Origin of the sequence: Rummeliibacillus pycnus, from assembly GCF_002884495.1 — a bacterium.
In the GTDB taxonomy this organism is placed as follows: Bacteria; Bacillota; Bacilli; order Bacillales_A; family Planococcaceae; genus Rummeliibacillus; species Rummeliibacillus pycnus.
Genome location: NZ_KZ614145.1, coordinates 2,269,931 through 2,286,720, shown reverse-complemented (window position 1 = coordinate 2,286,720; position 16,790 = coordinate 2,269,931). Strand labels below are relative to the sequence as shown.

Sequence of the window (16,790 nt, the reverse complement as noted above, 5' to 3'; positions counted from 1 at the left end):
ATAAAACTTTAAGAAAAAAGAAATATGAACCTCCTTGAGTTTATAAGGGAAGGGGTGAAAGGATAAGTAGAATCTATTGCAAAATAAGAAACCCCTAAGTAAATAACTTTGGAGAAAAAGTCATTTGCTTAGGGGTTCAATTGTTAGAATAGTTGAGGTTATAGTTTGAGTTTATTGGATTAACGTACTGTACCGTAGCTGTGTACGTAGTATTTCCAGTAAGTGCTCATTGTTTGGAATTGAACATGATCACCAGCAGCATGAACTAGCATGCCGTTACCAGCATAAATTGCAACGTGTGTAATAGCTCCTCCACCAACGTTAAAGAATACTAAATCACCTGGTTGTGGGTTGCTTGTATATTTAACAGCTGCGCGTTGTGCACGGCTTGTACGAGGCAAATCAATGCCGTGTTTTGCATACACATAGCGAGTAAAACCACTGCAGTCAAAACCAGAAGGAGTTGTACCACCGTAAACGTAAGGTGTACCAAGATATTGTTTAGCAGTTTCAACGATTGAACTTAATCCAGCACTATCAGATGTTTTCTTAACACCAGAGCCTTTTTTTAGATAAGCTGCTGACATCCAACCTGTTTTGCCTTTAACAGTTACTTTGAACCATGTTTTGCTACCAACAACTTTTTTGTATTTTGCATTTACTGTTGTATTTTTGTTGATATATGCTAATGCTTTTGAGCTTGTAGTAGCGTCAGCACGTAAAGTTAGTGAACTAGCAGTAACATGATATTTTCCGCTAATTGCTGTTGCTTGAGAATTAGCTACCATTGTTACTTCAGTGTTTTGTGTTACAGATGTAGTTTCATTGTTTTCGGCTGCTTTTGCATGTCCGAAGCTAAGTGTTAATGCAAGTGCACTTGACGCGATTGCTGTAAATAAGGTTTTCTTATTCATAAAATTCCTCCAACTATTCTCAACAATGTTTTGTATATATAGTAATTAAACGATTGTTTTTGTATTTGATATATTTACAAGTATAACTTTATAAAAAATATGACAAAAAGACAATGCAATTCCGTTTACAGTTATATTACAGTTATGTAACAAAAGGTGGATATTTCGACTTTAATAGAGTATATTAAACTTAAATTAATGTAAATTTTTTCAAATATATCATTTGATTTCATAAATTTAAGAAGGTTATGACGTAATTTGAATGTTAGTGTATTTACTTTTACGTCATTTTGTTGAGATAGTAATAATGTGATAATGAAATAATACATAATGTTACAAACAAAAAAGACCTTGCTAAAATTGATTAGCAAGGTCGGATTATGACTATAGTAATTAATATGTTAAATCGTAGAATCGTTTATAACTATCAAAATGACTTTTCCAATAGGAATCATTTACAGATGAAACTTGAACATAATCGCCACCAGCATGAACAAATTGTCCATTTCCTATATAGATTCCTAAATGTGAAATGCCTTGTTTATAAGTGTTTTTAAAGAATACTAAATCGCCAGCTTTAGGTGATGAAACATAGTACGATCGTGCTTCATAACTAGCCGCACTTGTTCTCGTAATATTGTTGTAACCTGCTTGACTATATACGTAGTAGATAAAACCACTGCAATCAAAGCCACTAGGAGAAGATCCACCCCAAACATAAGGTACCCCTTGAAACGAAAGAGCTAGATTCATAGCTGCTTTCACAACTTTGGAAGAAGACTGAACTGTAGTGTTTGGTTTTGAAACAGCTGTTGTATTTTCCTTATGTTGTTGACTAGATGTTCCACTATTTTTTACAGATAATACTTGTCCTACACGAATAATATCAGATGTTAAACCATTCCATGACTTTAACTGTGTAATGGTAATTCCGTAACGGTTCGCAATAATTGACAATGTTTCACCAGCAACTACGGTATGTTTACTAGCAGTTGTGGATGTCGTTGTTTGATTTGTTGAATTTGTATTCTTTGAACTGTTAGAAGTAGAGTTTGTATTACTTCCTGGAATTTTCAAGGATTGACCAACATAGATTAAATCATTTTTAAGATGATTACTACTTTTAATTGAAGCCACAGTAACTTTAAATTTAGTAGCAATTTTTGCTAAATAATCACCTGATTGTACCTTATATGTAGTTGTTTTTGTCGTAGTGCTTTTATTATTTGGATTAGTTGGTCTCTTATCTGTTTTAGTAGTACTAGCTACTTTTACAGTTGAATTTCCAGGGACTTTCAAAGTTTGCCCTACATAGATCCGATCATTCGTGAGTTTATTTTCTTTCATAAGTGCTGATAGAGAAACGTCTAGATTTGCAGCAATTTTTGCTAGATAGTCGCCTGATTGTACTTTATAAGTAGTCGTGTTTTTGGCAGTAATTGTTGGTTTTTTTACAGAAGTAGTACTCACTTTTGTAATAGCTTTGCTGTTAGTTGTTTTTATCGTTTGTCCAACATAAATTAGATCTGAAGTAAGATGATTGATTTTTTTTAACTGACTTACAGTTGTATTATATTTTTGTGCAATTACACATAAAGAATCACCACTCTTGACTTTATATGAATTGGAGCTTGCTTCTGCATCATGTGCGTTAACAATCAAAGTAGCTGTACCTATAGCTAAAACAGAATATAAAGCTTTTTTCACAAAAATCACTCCTTTTTTGTTGGATAATAGCGTACGAATGTCGTTACATTCATTGTAGAGAAAAACGGCAATTAAAACAATCTACTTAAGAAAAAGGGTAAATTTGATAGATTAGTAATTATAATATTTTATATAAAAAGTGTAATAATTAAATCTAAAGGACTATTAAAATGGATTTATGATATAAAAAATCCTTTATTAATGTTTATATATGTAAAAAATAATATGAAAAAAGGGCGCGATTTTTGTTAATAATTGTGCTCTTTTTGTAAAATTTAACCTGAATTTTGATATTCTAAGACCTCACCTCAAGAATGAGAGAGAATAAATAAGATAAAAAGTGAGATAGGATCATCAGGAGAGATGAAGAGAACTCTATTGATTTCTCTTTATAATTTGAACGCTTGAATACTACTACTCAATGATTCAGCCATTTTACTTAATTCTTCGGTTGATGCTATGATTTCTTCAATCATTGCATATTGTTCTTCAGAAAGACTTGCAATCTGTTGTGTTTTATCTGTTGTATCTTGGAAAATAGTGTTGACATGGTCAAGGGAGGCTACAGTTTCTTGAGATGCTATAGCCATTGCTTCCGTTACTTTTGAAACTTCTTGAATTTCATTTAAGAGTGATAAAGAAGTATCGTAGATTTCTTGGAAAGCTGAACCTGTAATTTTAATACTTTCATAACTTAGTTGTGCATTTTCATTTACATCTTCCATTTGCTCTACAGTTTTCTTTGATGAATGTTCGCAGTTATTGTCGAATTTCATTTGCGAAACTTATGGATTCTTCAGCTAATTTACGTACTTCCTCAACTACTACTGCAAAACCTTTCCCGTGTTCACCAGCACGAGCGGGTTCAATAGGAAACTAATTTTACGGTAGTAATAAATAAATGGGTATAAAATACTAATTGAATTTATATTGTGAAATTAATTCAAACTGGATTTACATTATTTATTTTGAATAATAATTGATTTAGGAAAACAAAGAACCGCTAACAAGGGGGCTAGCGGTCTCTGCAGAGCTGAGGAGGTTAATTGTTCCGAGTTGCAAAGAAATATATTTCAATAGTGAAATAAACAATGAGTAATTGACTAGTAATTAAAAAGAATTTCTTATTGAAGGTTCTTTTTTTGAATCACTATACTTCAAGCATACCCGAAAAAAGAGAATTCAAAACAAAAAATGTGTAGATTTTACAGATAATTATGACTTTTCAGCTCTCTTCTGTTATAAATATTTACCTTTACAGTACATAGTAGTAGAATAAACTTCTAATAGTCACAGAAAAGTCATAAAGTGAAACTTCTATCGGTGGGGCTTTTTTCATCCCTCATTGATGGTATTAGTTGAAACAATCGGGCTTTTACGGGTAGTTATCTCCAGTGGGTGATTACTACTCGTTAATGCGGGAGAAATGAGAATAAGACCTAATGGAGGAATATGTATGTCTGGTCAAAATATAATGCGCAATTTAATAGTAGAAACACCATCAAAACCAGGGAATTTTGCTAAAGTTGCAAAAGCGATAGGTGATCATGGTGGCGATATCGGTGATATTAAAACATTAAAAGTTGGTACATTATCTACTATTCGAGATGTTACTTGTACTTGTGAAGACCTTGCTCAACTGGACGAAATCGTAAATGCCATTAACGAACTAGAATGTATTTCTGTTCGTGCTGTTTCAGATGATGTGATGAAAGCACATGAAGGCGGGAAAATACATATGACAAGCAAAATCGATGTGCGTTCCTTGAGTGATTTACGTCGTATTTATACACCAGGTGTAGCAAGTGTTTGTCAAGAAATACAACGTAATCCAGAACAAGCACATTATTTTACGAGTATCGGCAATACAGTAGCAATTGTAACAGATGGAACGGCGATTCTTGGCTTGGGGAATATTGGTCCAGTTGCAGGTATGCCTGTAATGGAAGGGAAAGCTGTATTATTCGATCAATTTGCTGGGATTAGTGGTATACCAATTTTGCTCGATACAAGTAATCCAGATGAAGTAGTGGAAACAGTAAAGCATATTGCTCAAGGATTTGGTGGTATTTTATTAGAAGATATCGGTTCACCACATTGCTTTGAAATTGAAGAACGATTGAAAAAAGAGTTACAGATACCAATTATGCATGATGATCAACATGGCACAGCAGTAGTGACGTTGGCTGCGGCTTTATCAGCATGTCGGTATGCAGGTGTGGACTTAAAACAAGCTGTTGTCGGTCAAATAGGTTTAGGTGCAGCGGGACTGGCGATTTGTCGTATGTTGCTAGAATACGGAGTAAAAGAAGTATGCGGTAGCGACTTCCAAGAAAGCTCACTTGTTCGCTTAAGAAGCTTTGGTGGTACTGTCATGAACTCTAATGAAGAATTAATGGAACATTGTGACATCGTAATCGCTACTACAGGGGTAAAAGACCTGATTAAACCCGAAATGGTACGTAAAGGACAAATTATCTTAGCATTATCAAACCCATTTCCAGAAATTACACCTGAAGATGCCCTTAAAGCAGGAGCAGCCTATGCAGCTGATGGCCGTCTTGTAAATAATGTTCTAGGCTTCCCAGGGATATTCCGTGGAGCATTGAACGCAAATGCAAAAAGTATCACATATCCAATGCTTTTGGCAGCAGCCAATGCAATTGTAGATGCAACACATAATGGTGACCTCGTTCCACACCCACTGGATCCTAACGTTCACAGATCAGTAGCAAAAGCAGTGGAACGCATTGCATTAAAAGAGCAAATTTAAGAAAATATATAATAGAAGAAAGTGTAATTCAAAAGACCACTCATTGAGGTGGTCTTTTTTAGATTTGGCCGACAATTTGAGGAAAAATGTAGAGATGCTATGGTCTAAATCAATCAATCTAAGACCTAAAATGCTGAGAACGCAATTACAATTTGGAAAGTCGCAAATAAGATGGCCGAAATCGCAAATAAATCACGGCAAAGTGCAAATAAATAGACCGAAGTCGCAAGTACTAAATTTGCAAATACAAAGAGGATCAAAGAAGTTTAGTGGATAAAACGTGGTTGTTAATCACCAAGTTTAAGACCTAAAGTACTGAGAATGCAAGTACAATTCGGAAAGTCGCAAATAAAATAGCAGAATTCACAAGTAAATCATGGGAAAGCGCTAATAAAAAGACAAAACTCGCAAGTAAATCTTGAATTTAGTAATCTAATCATTAAATCTGGATCAATATAAAAAAATCCCCCAGCTATAACACTGGGAGATTCATTCTATTAATCTACTTAGCTTTCAAATTCTCAACTGTAAACACGCGGCCGTAATCATCTTTGTAGACAATATGTTCGCTGTTGAATTTTGTTGGGGAATCTAGACCAGCAGCAGCAGCTACTCGGAATAGACCTTCACGCATAGTAACAATATAGTTTGTTACACGGTATTTTTTTTCTTCAATAATTAATCCGTTTTGTAATTTAGGATCAGTTGTTGCGACTCCAGCAGGACATTCATTTGTATGACAACGTTGAGCCATAATGCATCCAACTGAAATCATAAAGCCGCGTGCAACATTAATAAGGTCAGCACCTAAACCTAGAATTACTGCAGCGCGGTCTGCTGTAATAATTTTACCGGATGCGATAATTTTAACGCGATCACGTACGCCATGTTTTACAAGAGCATCATGTAAAAGAACAAGTCCTGAGTGAATTGGAAGGCCAACGCTATCTGCTAAGTCTTGATATGTTGCACCTGTACCACCTTCAGCACCGTCAATTGTGATAAAGTCTGGTCCTTTTCCGGATTCTTTCATATATGATGCAAGTTTTTCTGCATCTTCAGGGCTACCGATGACAATTTTAATCCCAACTGGTAGACCACCAGTTTCGCGGATTTTGTCAATGAAATCAAATAATGATGGGAAATCATCAAATTGACGGAAACGGTTTGGACTATTGATTGTTTTATGTGGTTCTACATTACGAATTTTTGCAATTTCTTCGGTTACCTTATCCGCTTCAACGTGTCCACCACGAGTTTTTGCACCTTGCGCAAGTTTTAATTCAAAAGCTTTGACTTGTGGTATAGCAGCTTTTTCTTTTAATAATTCAAAACTAAATTCGCCATCTTTTGTGCGATATCCAAATAAACCTGAACCAATTTGAGCAATTAAATCAGCACCACCAGCTAAATGGTAGTCTGAAACACCACCTTCACCCGTGTTCATCCAAGAACCTTTAGCTAAGCCAATCCCTTTTGATAAAGCTGTAATAGCATTTTTACCTAATGCCCCGTAACTCATTGCAGATTGACCTACTAAACTACGAACATGGAATGGTTCTCGGCAATTAGGTCCAATTACCACTGCATCTTCTTCTGGTAGTAACCAAGGTTTTACAGTTACTTTTTCATTGTGTTCTTTACGGTTGAACAATCCATCAGAATCGATTACGTATTTTTGTGTTTCAACTGTTTGACTTTGGTCAACGCGCATTTCATCTACTTGTTTCGTGAACATGGCATTACGTATGTAGAATCCTGCTTCTTCAAAATTACGTTTTGAACCATATCCTATGACATTTCCTAAGTATTTCCCAGGTAATACGACATGTAAAAACTCTTCACGACTAAAAGGTTTTCCTTTATGGTCATCATCGAACAGATATTGTCGAAGTTCCGGTCCAATTTTTTCTGTAATATACCGCATTCTACCAAGAAGTGGGAAGTTTCGTAGAATTGCATGTTGTTTTTGGTTTCGATCCATAAAATATAAAACTAATAGTGTAATACCAGGTATTACAACAAAAATAGCAATTAGTATAAGTAATAGAGAGAAGATTAATTTATAGCCTTCCATAATAGCCACCCTTAAAAATATTTGTGTCGAATTCGTGAATTCATCTAATTTGCGTATTAAATATATCACAAATTGAGATTGATTCAAGTGGTTAAAATAAAAAATGTATTTATTTTAAGAAAATTATTGCAAACGCTTACCTTAAACAGAAAATTTATAGGTAAGCGCAATCGTTGTGGTTAACAGTTTATGAAGATTTCACTTCTCAATATGCTTATAACTTTATTGTTAATACAAAAAAGACGATTAGAGTATATTCACTCTAATCGTCTTGATCCAAAACGAATTTAGTTTTTCTTAATCAATGAAATCACATAACCAATAATTGCACCAATAATGGCTGGAAGTAACCAACCGATGCCTGCTGAATAAAGTGGTAAATGATTAAGGAAAGTATCATATGCTTTTATATCGAATACTCCTGCACCTTTAAATCCATCATATACACTAACTAATCCAGTCAAAATTAATGCAACGATATAGACAGGGCGAGCATCATTAAAGAACTTAGAAGCTAATATTAATATCATTAATACAATTGCTAATGGATAGATCATGTTTAATACTGGACCGGAAACTGCCAACATTTTTTCAAGACCTGCATTAGAAATAATGGTACTGAAAATTGCGAAGATCCATACCCATGCTTTATAAGAAAGTCCAGGGATAATTTTATGGAAGAATTCAGATGAAGCAGTCATTAAACCAATTGAGGTTGTTAGACAAGCTAGCATAATAACTAACGTTAATAGATAGTTACCGAATTCGCCATATAACACATTAGCAGACTTTGTAATAACGTCTGCTCCTATTCCGATAAAACCAATTGTTTTAACACTTGATGAACCGATATATCCTAGCGAAATATATACAAGAGCTAATCCGATCGCTGCAACAAATGCTGCGAAGATCGTTGTTTTTACAACAGTTGGACGGTTGGTAATATTTTTACCTTTTAACGCCTCAACAATTACAATACCGAAGATTAATGCTGCAAGGAAATCCATTGTTTGATAACCTTGGATGAATCCTGATGAAAATGCATTGTGTACGTAATCAGCTACCTTTGTAACTTTTGCTTCACCATGACCAGCCATTGGTGTAACAATTGATTTGATTGCAAGAGCGGCAATTACTATTAAAAGTGCAGGTGTTAGGATTTTACCTACACGGTCAATTAATTTACTTGGATTCAATGCAAAGAACATTGTAATCCCAAAGAAAATGATTGAAAATATAATAAGTGGCCATCTACTATCCAGTAAAGCTCCATGTAAATAAGGTTTTACGCCTAAATCGAATGATACTGTACCAGTTCGAGGCATTGCAAAAAATGGACCAATTGCAAGGTAAACAATAGATGTGAAGATAATTCCAAATGCTGGACTAATGCGGCCAGCCATATCTTGAAGTTCACCACCAGATTTTGCAACTGTGATTACACCTAGTAAAGGTAAACCTACACCTGTAATTAAGAAACCAATAATGGCAACAACAAAATGTTGACCAGATTCTTGTCCCAACTGTGGTGGGAAGATAATATTACCGGCACCTAGGAACAATGCAAAAAGCATGAACCCAACCGAGATTTTTTCCCAAAGAGGAAGATTTTGATTCTGCATAAAGAAGACTCCTTTAAAATGTACTTGCGTATAATCTCTGAATGAATGTATGAAATTAGAACGCTAATTATAAAAGTGATTAAATATTCGTTGTTATCAGAAAATTCTAATTACAACAGTTGTAAAAAGTTACTTGAATAGATTAACACGAATGTGTCAATAATGGAACCTTAAATTGTGATGGAAAAGTGAAAATTTAAATTAAATACGCTAAATATTCGAAAATAAAAGAAAATTATAAACAAATTAATTTTTAAATAAAGCGACGAGGGATTATGGATGCTAGGATATCATATTTAGAAAATAAAAGTTCTTCAAAGTGGCAACAAAATGGCAAATACGCGGTCAACTCTAATGACGAATTTCTACATCAAAAGGATATCTAAAGATTCAAGATTTATAGATTATATAATCTACTGCATTTTAAAGACAATACCTTTTATATTCTTAGCATACAGTTGAAGATACTGTAATGTTTTTCTTAACATATATTAGAGTAGGAAAAAATAAATACAATACATAGATCGAGCATATAAACCATACTTAACAAGTAGCACTACATTTTAAGCATAATTCTATTAGAAAATAAATAGTATTAATCAATTGGCAGTCGATAAAGGAAAAGTTGTTAATCGTCAGAAAAAGTTTCTTATAAAAGATCAAATAAAATAGATAAATATTATAAAATCTCCTGACTAATTTGTCAGGAGATTTCTAATGAATTCGGAACAATTTTATTGTGAAATGCGTCATGGAAGAAGTATAAACAAAAAGAACGAAAATAGTAATATGCTAAGAAATTAATTGAAACAGAGTGTTATTTTCATGAAATCATGCTATAATACTCTTTGTATTCGATGATGATTAGCATTTTGAATGCGTTTTTTATTGCGCATTTTATTAATATATGTAGAGTTTATAAGGAGGATGGGTAATATGAATTACCTAGCATTAGTTGTAGCATTTGTCGCTTCAATTCTTTTGACTCCGCTTGTTAAACGACTCGCATACCGTATTGGGGCCGTAGATAAACCAAATTATCGTAAAGTGCACGATCATATTATGCCTCGATTAGGCGGATTAGCTATCTTCCTAGCATTTCTTATAGGTGTAGTGATTGCACGACCTATGGATGAATCAATGATTGCGATTTTAATTGGAGCCTTCGTTATTATTGTAACAGGCGTCCTTGATGATATGCTTGAAATCTCACCAAAAACAAAATTGATTGGGCAAACAGTTGCCGCAGCAATCGTTATTTTCTTTGGTGATGTTCGAATTGATACCATTAATTTACCATTTGGTGGTGAATTAGATTTTGGTTATTTAAGTATTCCATTAACTTTAATTTGGATAATTGGTATTACGAATGCGATTAACTTAATAGATGGATTAGATGGCCTAGCAGCTGGTGTTTCAACAATTGCATTAGTGACACTTGCTACAATGGCGTTTGTTATGAGTAACACATTTGTATTAGCAATGGCTTTAATCCTTGCAGCAAGTACATGTGGTTTCTTATTTTATAACTTCCACCCAGCTAAAATTTTCATGGGTGACACCGGGGCATTATTCCTCGGATTTATGATTTCCGTTTTAGCCTTACTCGGATTTAAAAACGTAACATTTGTTTCTTTAGTAATTCCAATTATTATGTTAGGTGTTCCAATTTCAGATACATTCTTTGCTATTTTGCGTCGTTTGTTAAACAAACAACCACCATTTAGCCCAGATAAATCTCACTTGCATCACCGTCTGATGAGTATTGGCTTTACACACCGCCAAACCGTTTTAATCATTTATGGTATTGCTGCAATGTTCGGTTTAGCAGCTATTATCTTCTCAATGGCAAAACTTTGGGGAGCAATCCTTTTAATAACAGTTATTTTAATTTCAATCGAGTTATTTGTTGAAGTGATTGGACTAGCAGGAAATAACTATCGCCCATTGTTAAATCTTGTACGGAAGAAATAAATAGATAGAATCAGAGTGAACGAAAAGATCCTTAGATAACGATCTTTTTCATTCACTCTTTTTTTATTTGAATTTGAATCAATTTCATAATGTAATTCATATAACTTTATAGGCAATTTCACTTTCGACGGAGGAGTTTTCGTAAACGCATTCGCTTTTTGTACAATGCTAATTCAGTGGGGTATTTATAGTCTTACGGGACCTCCGTTAGAAAGGTAGTATCACAAATGCGCAGTCTGCTACAAAAGGTTGAATTTTAACGAGGAAAGCCAAGCTCGTGAAATAGTCTGCAGTGAAAGTTCGGAACAATAAGTAATAAGATTGTTTAAGTGAGAACTAAACAAACAATCATATGAAAGGGGTTTAAGGATTCTTTGGATAAAGACTTAAAAAGTATGTAAATCGGATACAATTAGAAAGAACGCGAGTAAAACGATCGAGAACGTGAGTAAAATGATAGAGAACGCGAGTAAAACAATGGAGAACGTGAGTAAATAATCGAGAGTGAGCAAATTTAAATGAGAACGCGAGTAAATGAATGGAGAACGTGAGTAAATGAATGGAGAACGCGAGTAAATCAATCAAACACGTGAGTAAAAATCACCTACATCCACGACAGTCAGATTTTCAACAAACATAACAAACAAAAGGCATCTATCAGCAAATCACTGTTAGATGCCTTTTTATTATTGGTTATTGTTTGAGTAATTATTCGAATTGTAATTTGAGTTATAGCTGCTACCAGATCCAGAGCCGCTATAATTATTATTGGAACCCGATTGATAACCAGATCCATATCCATTTGTATTGGTATTTGTCGTACCGTTATTGGTATTGGTATTGGTATTGGTATTGGTATTGGTATTGGTATCTGTATTATTTTGTTTAGTTTTGTTAATTTCACTTGCTGTAAGACCTAAATGGTTTTGCAATGTTTTTTTAATCTGTGCAAGATTATTTTGGTCTAGTTTGTAATAGTAAACACCAGTTGACATATCGTCATAACCTTTTAAAGTAAGTGAATCAACTTGTGGCATACCATTTTTTAAATAGGCTGCAAGAGATTTCATTTCACCAAATGTCATATTGGTTTTCATATTGTTACCTACTGCATTTAATATATCATCATACTTGGTGATGGATGAGATCGAAGAAGCTTTTTTAATAATGGCTTCTAAAATCATTTGTTGACGTTCGCCACGTTTAATATCATTATCTTGGTGACGTGTACGTGCAAGTGCTAATGCTTCTCTACCATTCAATGTTTGCATTCCTGGTTTTAAGTCAACAGTACGTTTATCATTTTCATCAAGCTCATGCATTGCATAAGGGACATTGACATCAACGCCACCGAGAGCATTTACAATTTGGATAAATGCATCAAAGTTTAAACGATAATAGTAATCTACTGGCACATCTAATAGATTTTCAACTGTATCGATTGTTGCTTGGGTGCCACCAAATGCGTGAGCATGTGTTATCTTATCATCATGACCTACATAAGGAATATAAACATATGAATCTCGAGGGATACTTAATAATTTTACTGACTTATCTTTGTTGTTTAATGTTGCAAGCATAAGCGCATCTGAACGCGAGTGGTCTGAACCTTGCTCCCTTTTTTGGCTATCGTCGATTCCGACAAATAGTATGGAAATATTGTCTTTTAAAGGCTCGACCTTTGCATCCCTTAATTCGGATTTAACACGTGTATTATCTTTATCATAAGCTTTGTTTGCTGCTTTTTCACCCTGTTTATATAGGTAGAAAGCGTAAGCTCCGGCAGAAACAAGCATTAAAGCAAAAAGAATTAAAAAGGTTTTTAAAACTAAATGTTTCTTTTTTTTCTTAGGTGCTTTTCTTGCTTTTTTCTCCTTTTTCGCCTGTACTCTTGAATTTGTCATATATAATCTCCTCTAAGCTAGGAATACTAATCTACATGTTGTATTTGACGCCGACACCAAAATAAAGTTTCCGCTTTTTCGTGTGACGAATTTAATTATACTATGATGAATCGAATCAGTAAAATTAATTTTTGGTTATATTCTGTCAAATTCCAGAAACAACTTGTCGAAGCATGTAATACTTGCTTGTCCATTCGTCATTTCAGTGATCCATTCAGTAAATTTAAATTCTTCCTCTTCAGGTACAAAAACATAAATTTCCACATTACCTGAATAATTTATTTCCTTTATAATATAGGAAGAGTTTCGAATTTCATTTTCAAGTTTTCCTAGCCAAAGATATTCGACATCAATCTTCATAACACAGTGAACTCGACGTTCGACAATACCTGAAGCTTTTAGCCCAGAAGTAGTAGCCTTACCATAAGCACGCACTAGTCCCCCAGCACCTAATTTAATGCCTCCAAAGTAACGTGTAATTACAACTACAGTATCTTGTAAATGTTGTTTTTTTAATACTTCTAAAATAGGTACACCAGCTGTTCCACTTGGTTCTCCATCATCATTTGCTTTTTGAATTTGGTCATGCTCACCAATTAGGTATGCTGAACAGTTATGCGTAGCTGAATGATGTTCTTTTTTGATGAATTGTATAAAATCTAAAGCTTCTTGTTCTGATTCCACTCTTTTGCAGTTAGCGATAAATCTGGATTTTGATATAACGATTTCACTTGTTCCAGTACTTTTTAATGTTAAATAATTTTTTCGCATGTTACACTCCTCATTATATAGGTATTACCTAATGAAACCTTTGACATCTTCTTGACATCATAATTTAATAGTCATAGGACTGACTAATGATATAATATTGACTGGGGTACAGTAAGAAAGGTGTATAAATTATTTAGTAGTGTATTATTTATTTTAAATGTAGCACAAAATGTAAGGGTGATGTGAATGTTAAATGATAAAGTTGATTTGAAATCATTAGATTTGATTTTCAATCGTATGGTAAAAACGATTGATGAGTCGAAAAATGACATCTTTACAATTAGTGAACAAAGCCGTAGAACATTTGAAGAGATGAAACTTGAACTTGAAGAAGTTCGTTCTAAAATAGAGAATGTAATATCCGAAAATGATGTACTTGAGGCAAAGTCAAGACTTTCCAGAAGACGCTTGGCTGAAGTATCAAAGAATTTTAAAATATTCTCGGAAGAAGAAATTCACAAAGCCTACGATCAAGCAAATCAAATACAAATTCGCTATTCAATTCTTCAAGCTGAAGAAAAACAGTTAAGAGAAAAACGAGATGATTTGGAAAGACGAATGCGCAGCTTACTTGATACGATTGAGAGAGCTGATCATTTGGTAAACCAAGTCAATGTCGTACTAAATTATTTAACGTTCGACCTTAAGCATATTGGACCTGCACTTGAGAATGCTAAGATGAAAGAAGATTATACAATTAAAATCATTGAAGCTACTGAAGAGGAAAGAAAACGTATTTCAAGGGAAATACACGATGGACCTGCTCAAATGCTTGCAAATGTATTGTTACGCACAGATTTAATCAATCGCACATACGAAGAACGTGGTGTTGAACAAGCCTTAAACGAATTATCATCACTAAAAAACATGGTACGTGATGCATTACACGAGGTTCGACGTATTATCTACGATTTAAGACCTATGGCATTAGATGACTTAGGAATCGTACCAACTTTGAAAAAATATTTGAAATCAGTAGAAGAGTACAACCAAGGAACTATTGTTCATTTTAATTCAATCGGTGAACAAGTTCGTATAGGAACAAATTATGAGGTTGCTGTCTTCAGATTGGTTCAGGAATGTGTAAATAATTCAATTAAACACGGTAAATCACGCGATGTATGGGTAAACTTTGAGTGGCGAAAAGAACACTTCAATATTACTATTAAGGACAATGGTATAGGGTTCGATACAAATATTGTAAAAAAGAATTCTTTTGGATTAATCGGTATGCGTGAAAGAGTCGAATTATTAAACGGAGAAATGAATTTAACATCTGCTGAAAAACAAGGCACACGTATTATGTTTAAAATCCCATTAAATCAAGGTCAGAAAAATTAAGGGACCCATTTAGGAGGAAATATTAATGACGAAAATTATTATTGTAGACGATCACCAATTATTCCGCGAAGGTGTTAAACGAATTCTAGATTTCGAAGATACTTTTGATGTAGTAGCTGAAGGTGATGACGGTATTGACGTTATTCGTCTATATGAAGAATACCAACCTGATGTAGTATTAATGGATATCAATATGCCACAAAAAAATGGTGTAGAAGCTACAGCAGAACTATTAGAAAAATATCCTGATGCAAAAGTAATTATGCTTTCAATCCATGATGATGAATCATATGTTTCACATGCACTAAAATCTGGTGCACTTGGCTATATGCTAAAAGAAATGGATGCCGATGAAATTGTTGATGCAATTAAAATTGTAGCAGCAGGTGGTTCATACCTACATCCAAAAGTAACACGTAATTTAGTAGCGGAATATCGTCGTTTAAGTGAACGCGAAAATAAAGGATCATTCCATCAAACAGAAATTCGCCGTCCTTTCCATCTACTTACAAAACGTGAATGCGAAGTTCTTCAACTTTTAACAGATGGGCAAAGTAACAGAGCAATCGGTGAAACATTATACATCTCTGAAAAAACTGTAAAGAACCACGTATCAAGCATTCTTCAAAAAATGAATGTAAATGACCGTACACAAGCTGTTGTAACCGCTATTAAAAACGGCTGGGTAGAAGTTCGATAATAACATCAAGATCAATAAGATATTTATTAGTAGTTGGCTAGGGTGACTGAAATTGAAACAGTCGCTCTAGCCTTTTTTCACTATCTATATAGTGGAAAAGTAATTAATTTAAAAAGGCAAGTTTATGACATATTTCTGACAGAAAGGAACTTTAAATGACATACAAATAGATTCTAGTTATACTAATTGCGTATGCCTAACAAAAACTGTATGAATAATACATATTAGAAACTAATTTATATCAGTTACGTCTTAATAATTATTGAGATTCTGATCATTATGAATTTTGGGGGATTTGGGTATTCTAATCACAAGGAGAATGTAGGAGGGGTATATATGACTTTAAAAAAAATAGCGCTTGTCGTAGTTTGCGGATTAATGCTAGCTGCTTGTTCAAATAATGATCAGGCTAAAGAAAGTAGCTCTGGCTCTACGAAAGATAGTGATTACACATCACAAAATAATTCGATTAATCATGGTATAACAGATACAAAACAAAATTTCACAGAAGCAACACAAGATTCTACAAAATCTAGCAAAGAAGCATCGCCCGATTCTACTTCCAGTAAGGATGACCAAATAGGTTTTGAAATAAATTCAGATGGTAAAGTGGAAGAAGCAAAATCTATCCCAGAAGAAGAAAAGCAAGCTATAATAGCTGCATTTAACGAAAATTTAGCTGCATTTAATGCCAAAGACATTGATCGATATGCAGCGACAATAGCCCAAAAACCAAAAGGCTTTAACCGCCAAGAAGACATAGACTATGCTAAACAAGTTTTCAAAGAATATGATGCAAAGCGGACTGCTAAAAATGTAACAATCAAAAAATATAAAGAGAATTATGCAGAAGTATTTGCAAACGTCAACGTTTTGATGAAGCAAGACAATAACTCATTTACTCAACCGACAAATCAAGTATCTGTAATGGTAAAAGAAAACGGCAGATGGGTTGTTTCAGCAATCTATGTAATGGGAACAAAAGAATAATATCTTTGAGGATGCAG

13 protein-coding genes are annotated in these 16,790 nt (G+C 34.0%); 5 read left to right on the top strand and 8 right to left on the bottom strand.

Annotation, left to right across the window (positions count from 1 at the left end; translation table 11 throughout):
* Window positions 1-179: 179 nt before the first annotated feature.
* The 4 genes from CEF14_RS11270 to CEF14_RS11255 form a co-directional block, all read right to left on the bottom strand.
* Complete coding sequence (locus tag CEF14_RS11270; RefSeq protein ID WP_102692952.1) at window positions 180-914, bottom strand: C40 family peptidase; 735 nt, start codon at window positions 912-914, stop codon at window positions 180-182.
* Window positions 915-1,307: 393 nt separating this feature from the next.
* Complete coding sequence (locus CEF14_RS11265; protein WP_146013879.1) at window positions 1,308-2,621, bottom strand: C40 family peptidase; 1,314 nt, start codon at window positions 2,619-2,621, stop codon at window positions 1,308-1,310.
* A 389-nt stretch (window positions 2,622-3,010) separates the two neighbouring features.
* Window positions 3,011-3,397 carry a hypothetical protein gene (locus tag CEF14_RS11260; RefSeq protein ID WP_102692950.1) on the bottom strand — a complete coding sequence of 129 codons (387 nt, stop codon included), beginning with the start codon at window positions 3,395-3,397 and terminating at the stop codon, window positions 3,011-3,013.
* On the bottom strand, window positions 3,381-3,491 hold the full coding sequence (locus tag CEF14_RS11255; RefSeq protein WP_281256551.1) for a methyl-accepting chemotaxis protein: 111 nt from the start codon (window positions 3,489-3,491) through the stop codon (window positions 3,381-3,383). Before CEF14_RS11255 ends, CEF14_RS11260 begins: the two co-directional genes overlap by 17 nt.
* A gap of 586 nt (window positions 3,492-4,077) precedes the next feature.
* On the opposite strand from CEF14_RS11255, the gene CEF14_RS11250 reads away from it, so the two are divergent.
* Entirely contained in the window at window positions 4,078-5,394 is a 1,317-nt protein-coding gene (locus CEF14_RS11250) for an NAD-dependent malic enzyme (protein ID WP_102692949.1), read from the top strand.
* Between the two features lie 502 nt (window positions 5,395-5,896).
* Here the strand turns inward: CEF14_RS11250 and CEF14_RS11240 are convergent.
* On the bottom strand, window positions 5,897-7,471 hold the full coding sequence (locus tag CEF14_RS11240; RefSeq protein ID WP_102692947.1) for an FMN-binding glutamate synthase family protein: 1,575 nt from the start codon (window positions 7,469-7,471) through the stop codon (window positions 5,897-5,899).
* Window positions 7,472-7,758: 287 nt separating this feature from the next.
* On the bottom strand, window positions 7,759-9,093 hold the full coding sequence (gene brnQ / locus CEF14_RS11235; protein WP_102692946.1) for a branched-chain amino acid transport system II carrier protein: 1,335 nt from the start codon (window positions 9,091-9,093) through the stop codon (window positions 7,759-7,761).
* A 936-nt stretch (window positions 9,094-10,029) separates the two neighbouring features.
* On the opposite strand from brnQ, the gene CEF14_RS11230 reads away from it, so the two are divergent.
* Window positions 10,030-11,067, top strand: a complete 1,038-nt coding sequence (locus CEF14_RS11230) for a glycosyltransferase family 4 protein (RefSeq protein WP_102692945.1) — start codon at window positions 10,030-10,032, stop codon at window positions 11,065-11,067.
* A 686-nt stretch (window positions 11,068-11,753) separates the two neighbouring features.
* Here the strand turns inward: CEF14_RS11230 and CEF14_RS11225 are convergent.
* On the bottom strand, window positions 11,754-12,971 hold the full coding sequence (locus CEF14_RS11225) for an LCP family protein (protein WP_102692944.1): 1,218 nt from the start codon (window positions 12,969-12,971) through the stop codon (window positions 11,754-11,756).
* A gap of 135 nt (window positions 12,972-13,106) precedes the next feature.
* A complete protein-coding gene (locus CEF14_RS11220; protein WP_102692943.1) occupies window positions 13,107-13,742 on the bottom strand; it encodes a YigZ family protein in 636 nt (211 codons plus the stop codon).
* A gap of 186 nt (window positions 13,743-13,928) precedes the next feature.
* Between CEF14_RS11220 and CEF14_RS11215 the strand changes: the two genes are divergently transcribed.
* The 3 genes from CEF14_RS11215 (at window position 13,929) to CEF14_RS11205 (ending at window position 16,773) form a co-directional block, all read left to right on the top strand.
* Window positions 13,929-15,083 (top strand): sensor histidine kinase, encoded by a 1,155-nt coding sequence (locus CEF14_RS11215; RefSeq protein ID WP_102692942.1) that lies wholly within the window; start codon window positions 13,929-13,931, stop codon window positions 15,081-15,083.
* A gap of 25 nt (window positions 15,084-15,108) precedes the next feature.
* On the top strand, window positions 15,109-15,783 hold the full coding sequence (locus CEF14_RS11210) for a response regulator (protein ID WP_102692941.1): 675 nt from the start codon (window positions 15,109-15,111) through the stop codon (window positions 15,781-15,783).
* A 336-nt stretch (window positions 15,784-16,119) separates the two neighbouring features.
* Entirely contained in the window at window positions 16,120-16,773 is a 654-nt protein-coding gene (locus tag CEF14_RS11205) for a nuclear transport factor 2 family protein (protein ID WP_102692940.1), read from the top strand.
* The last annotated feature ends 17 nt before the right edge of the window (window positions 16,774-16,790 follow it).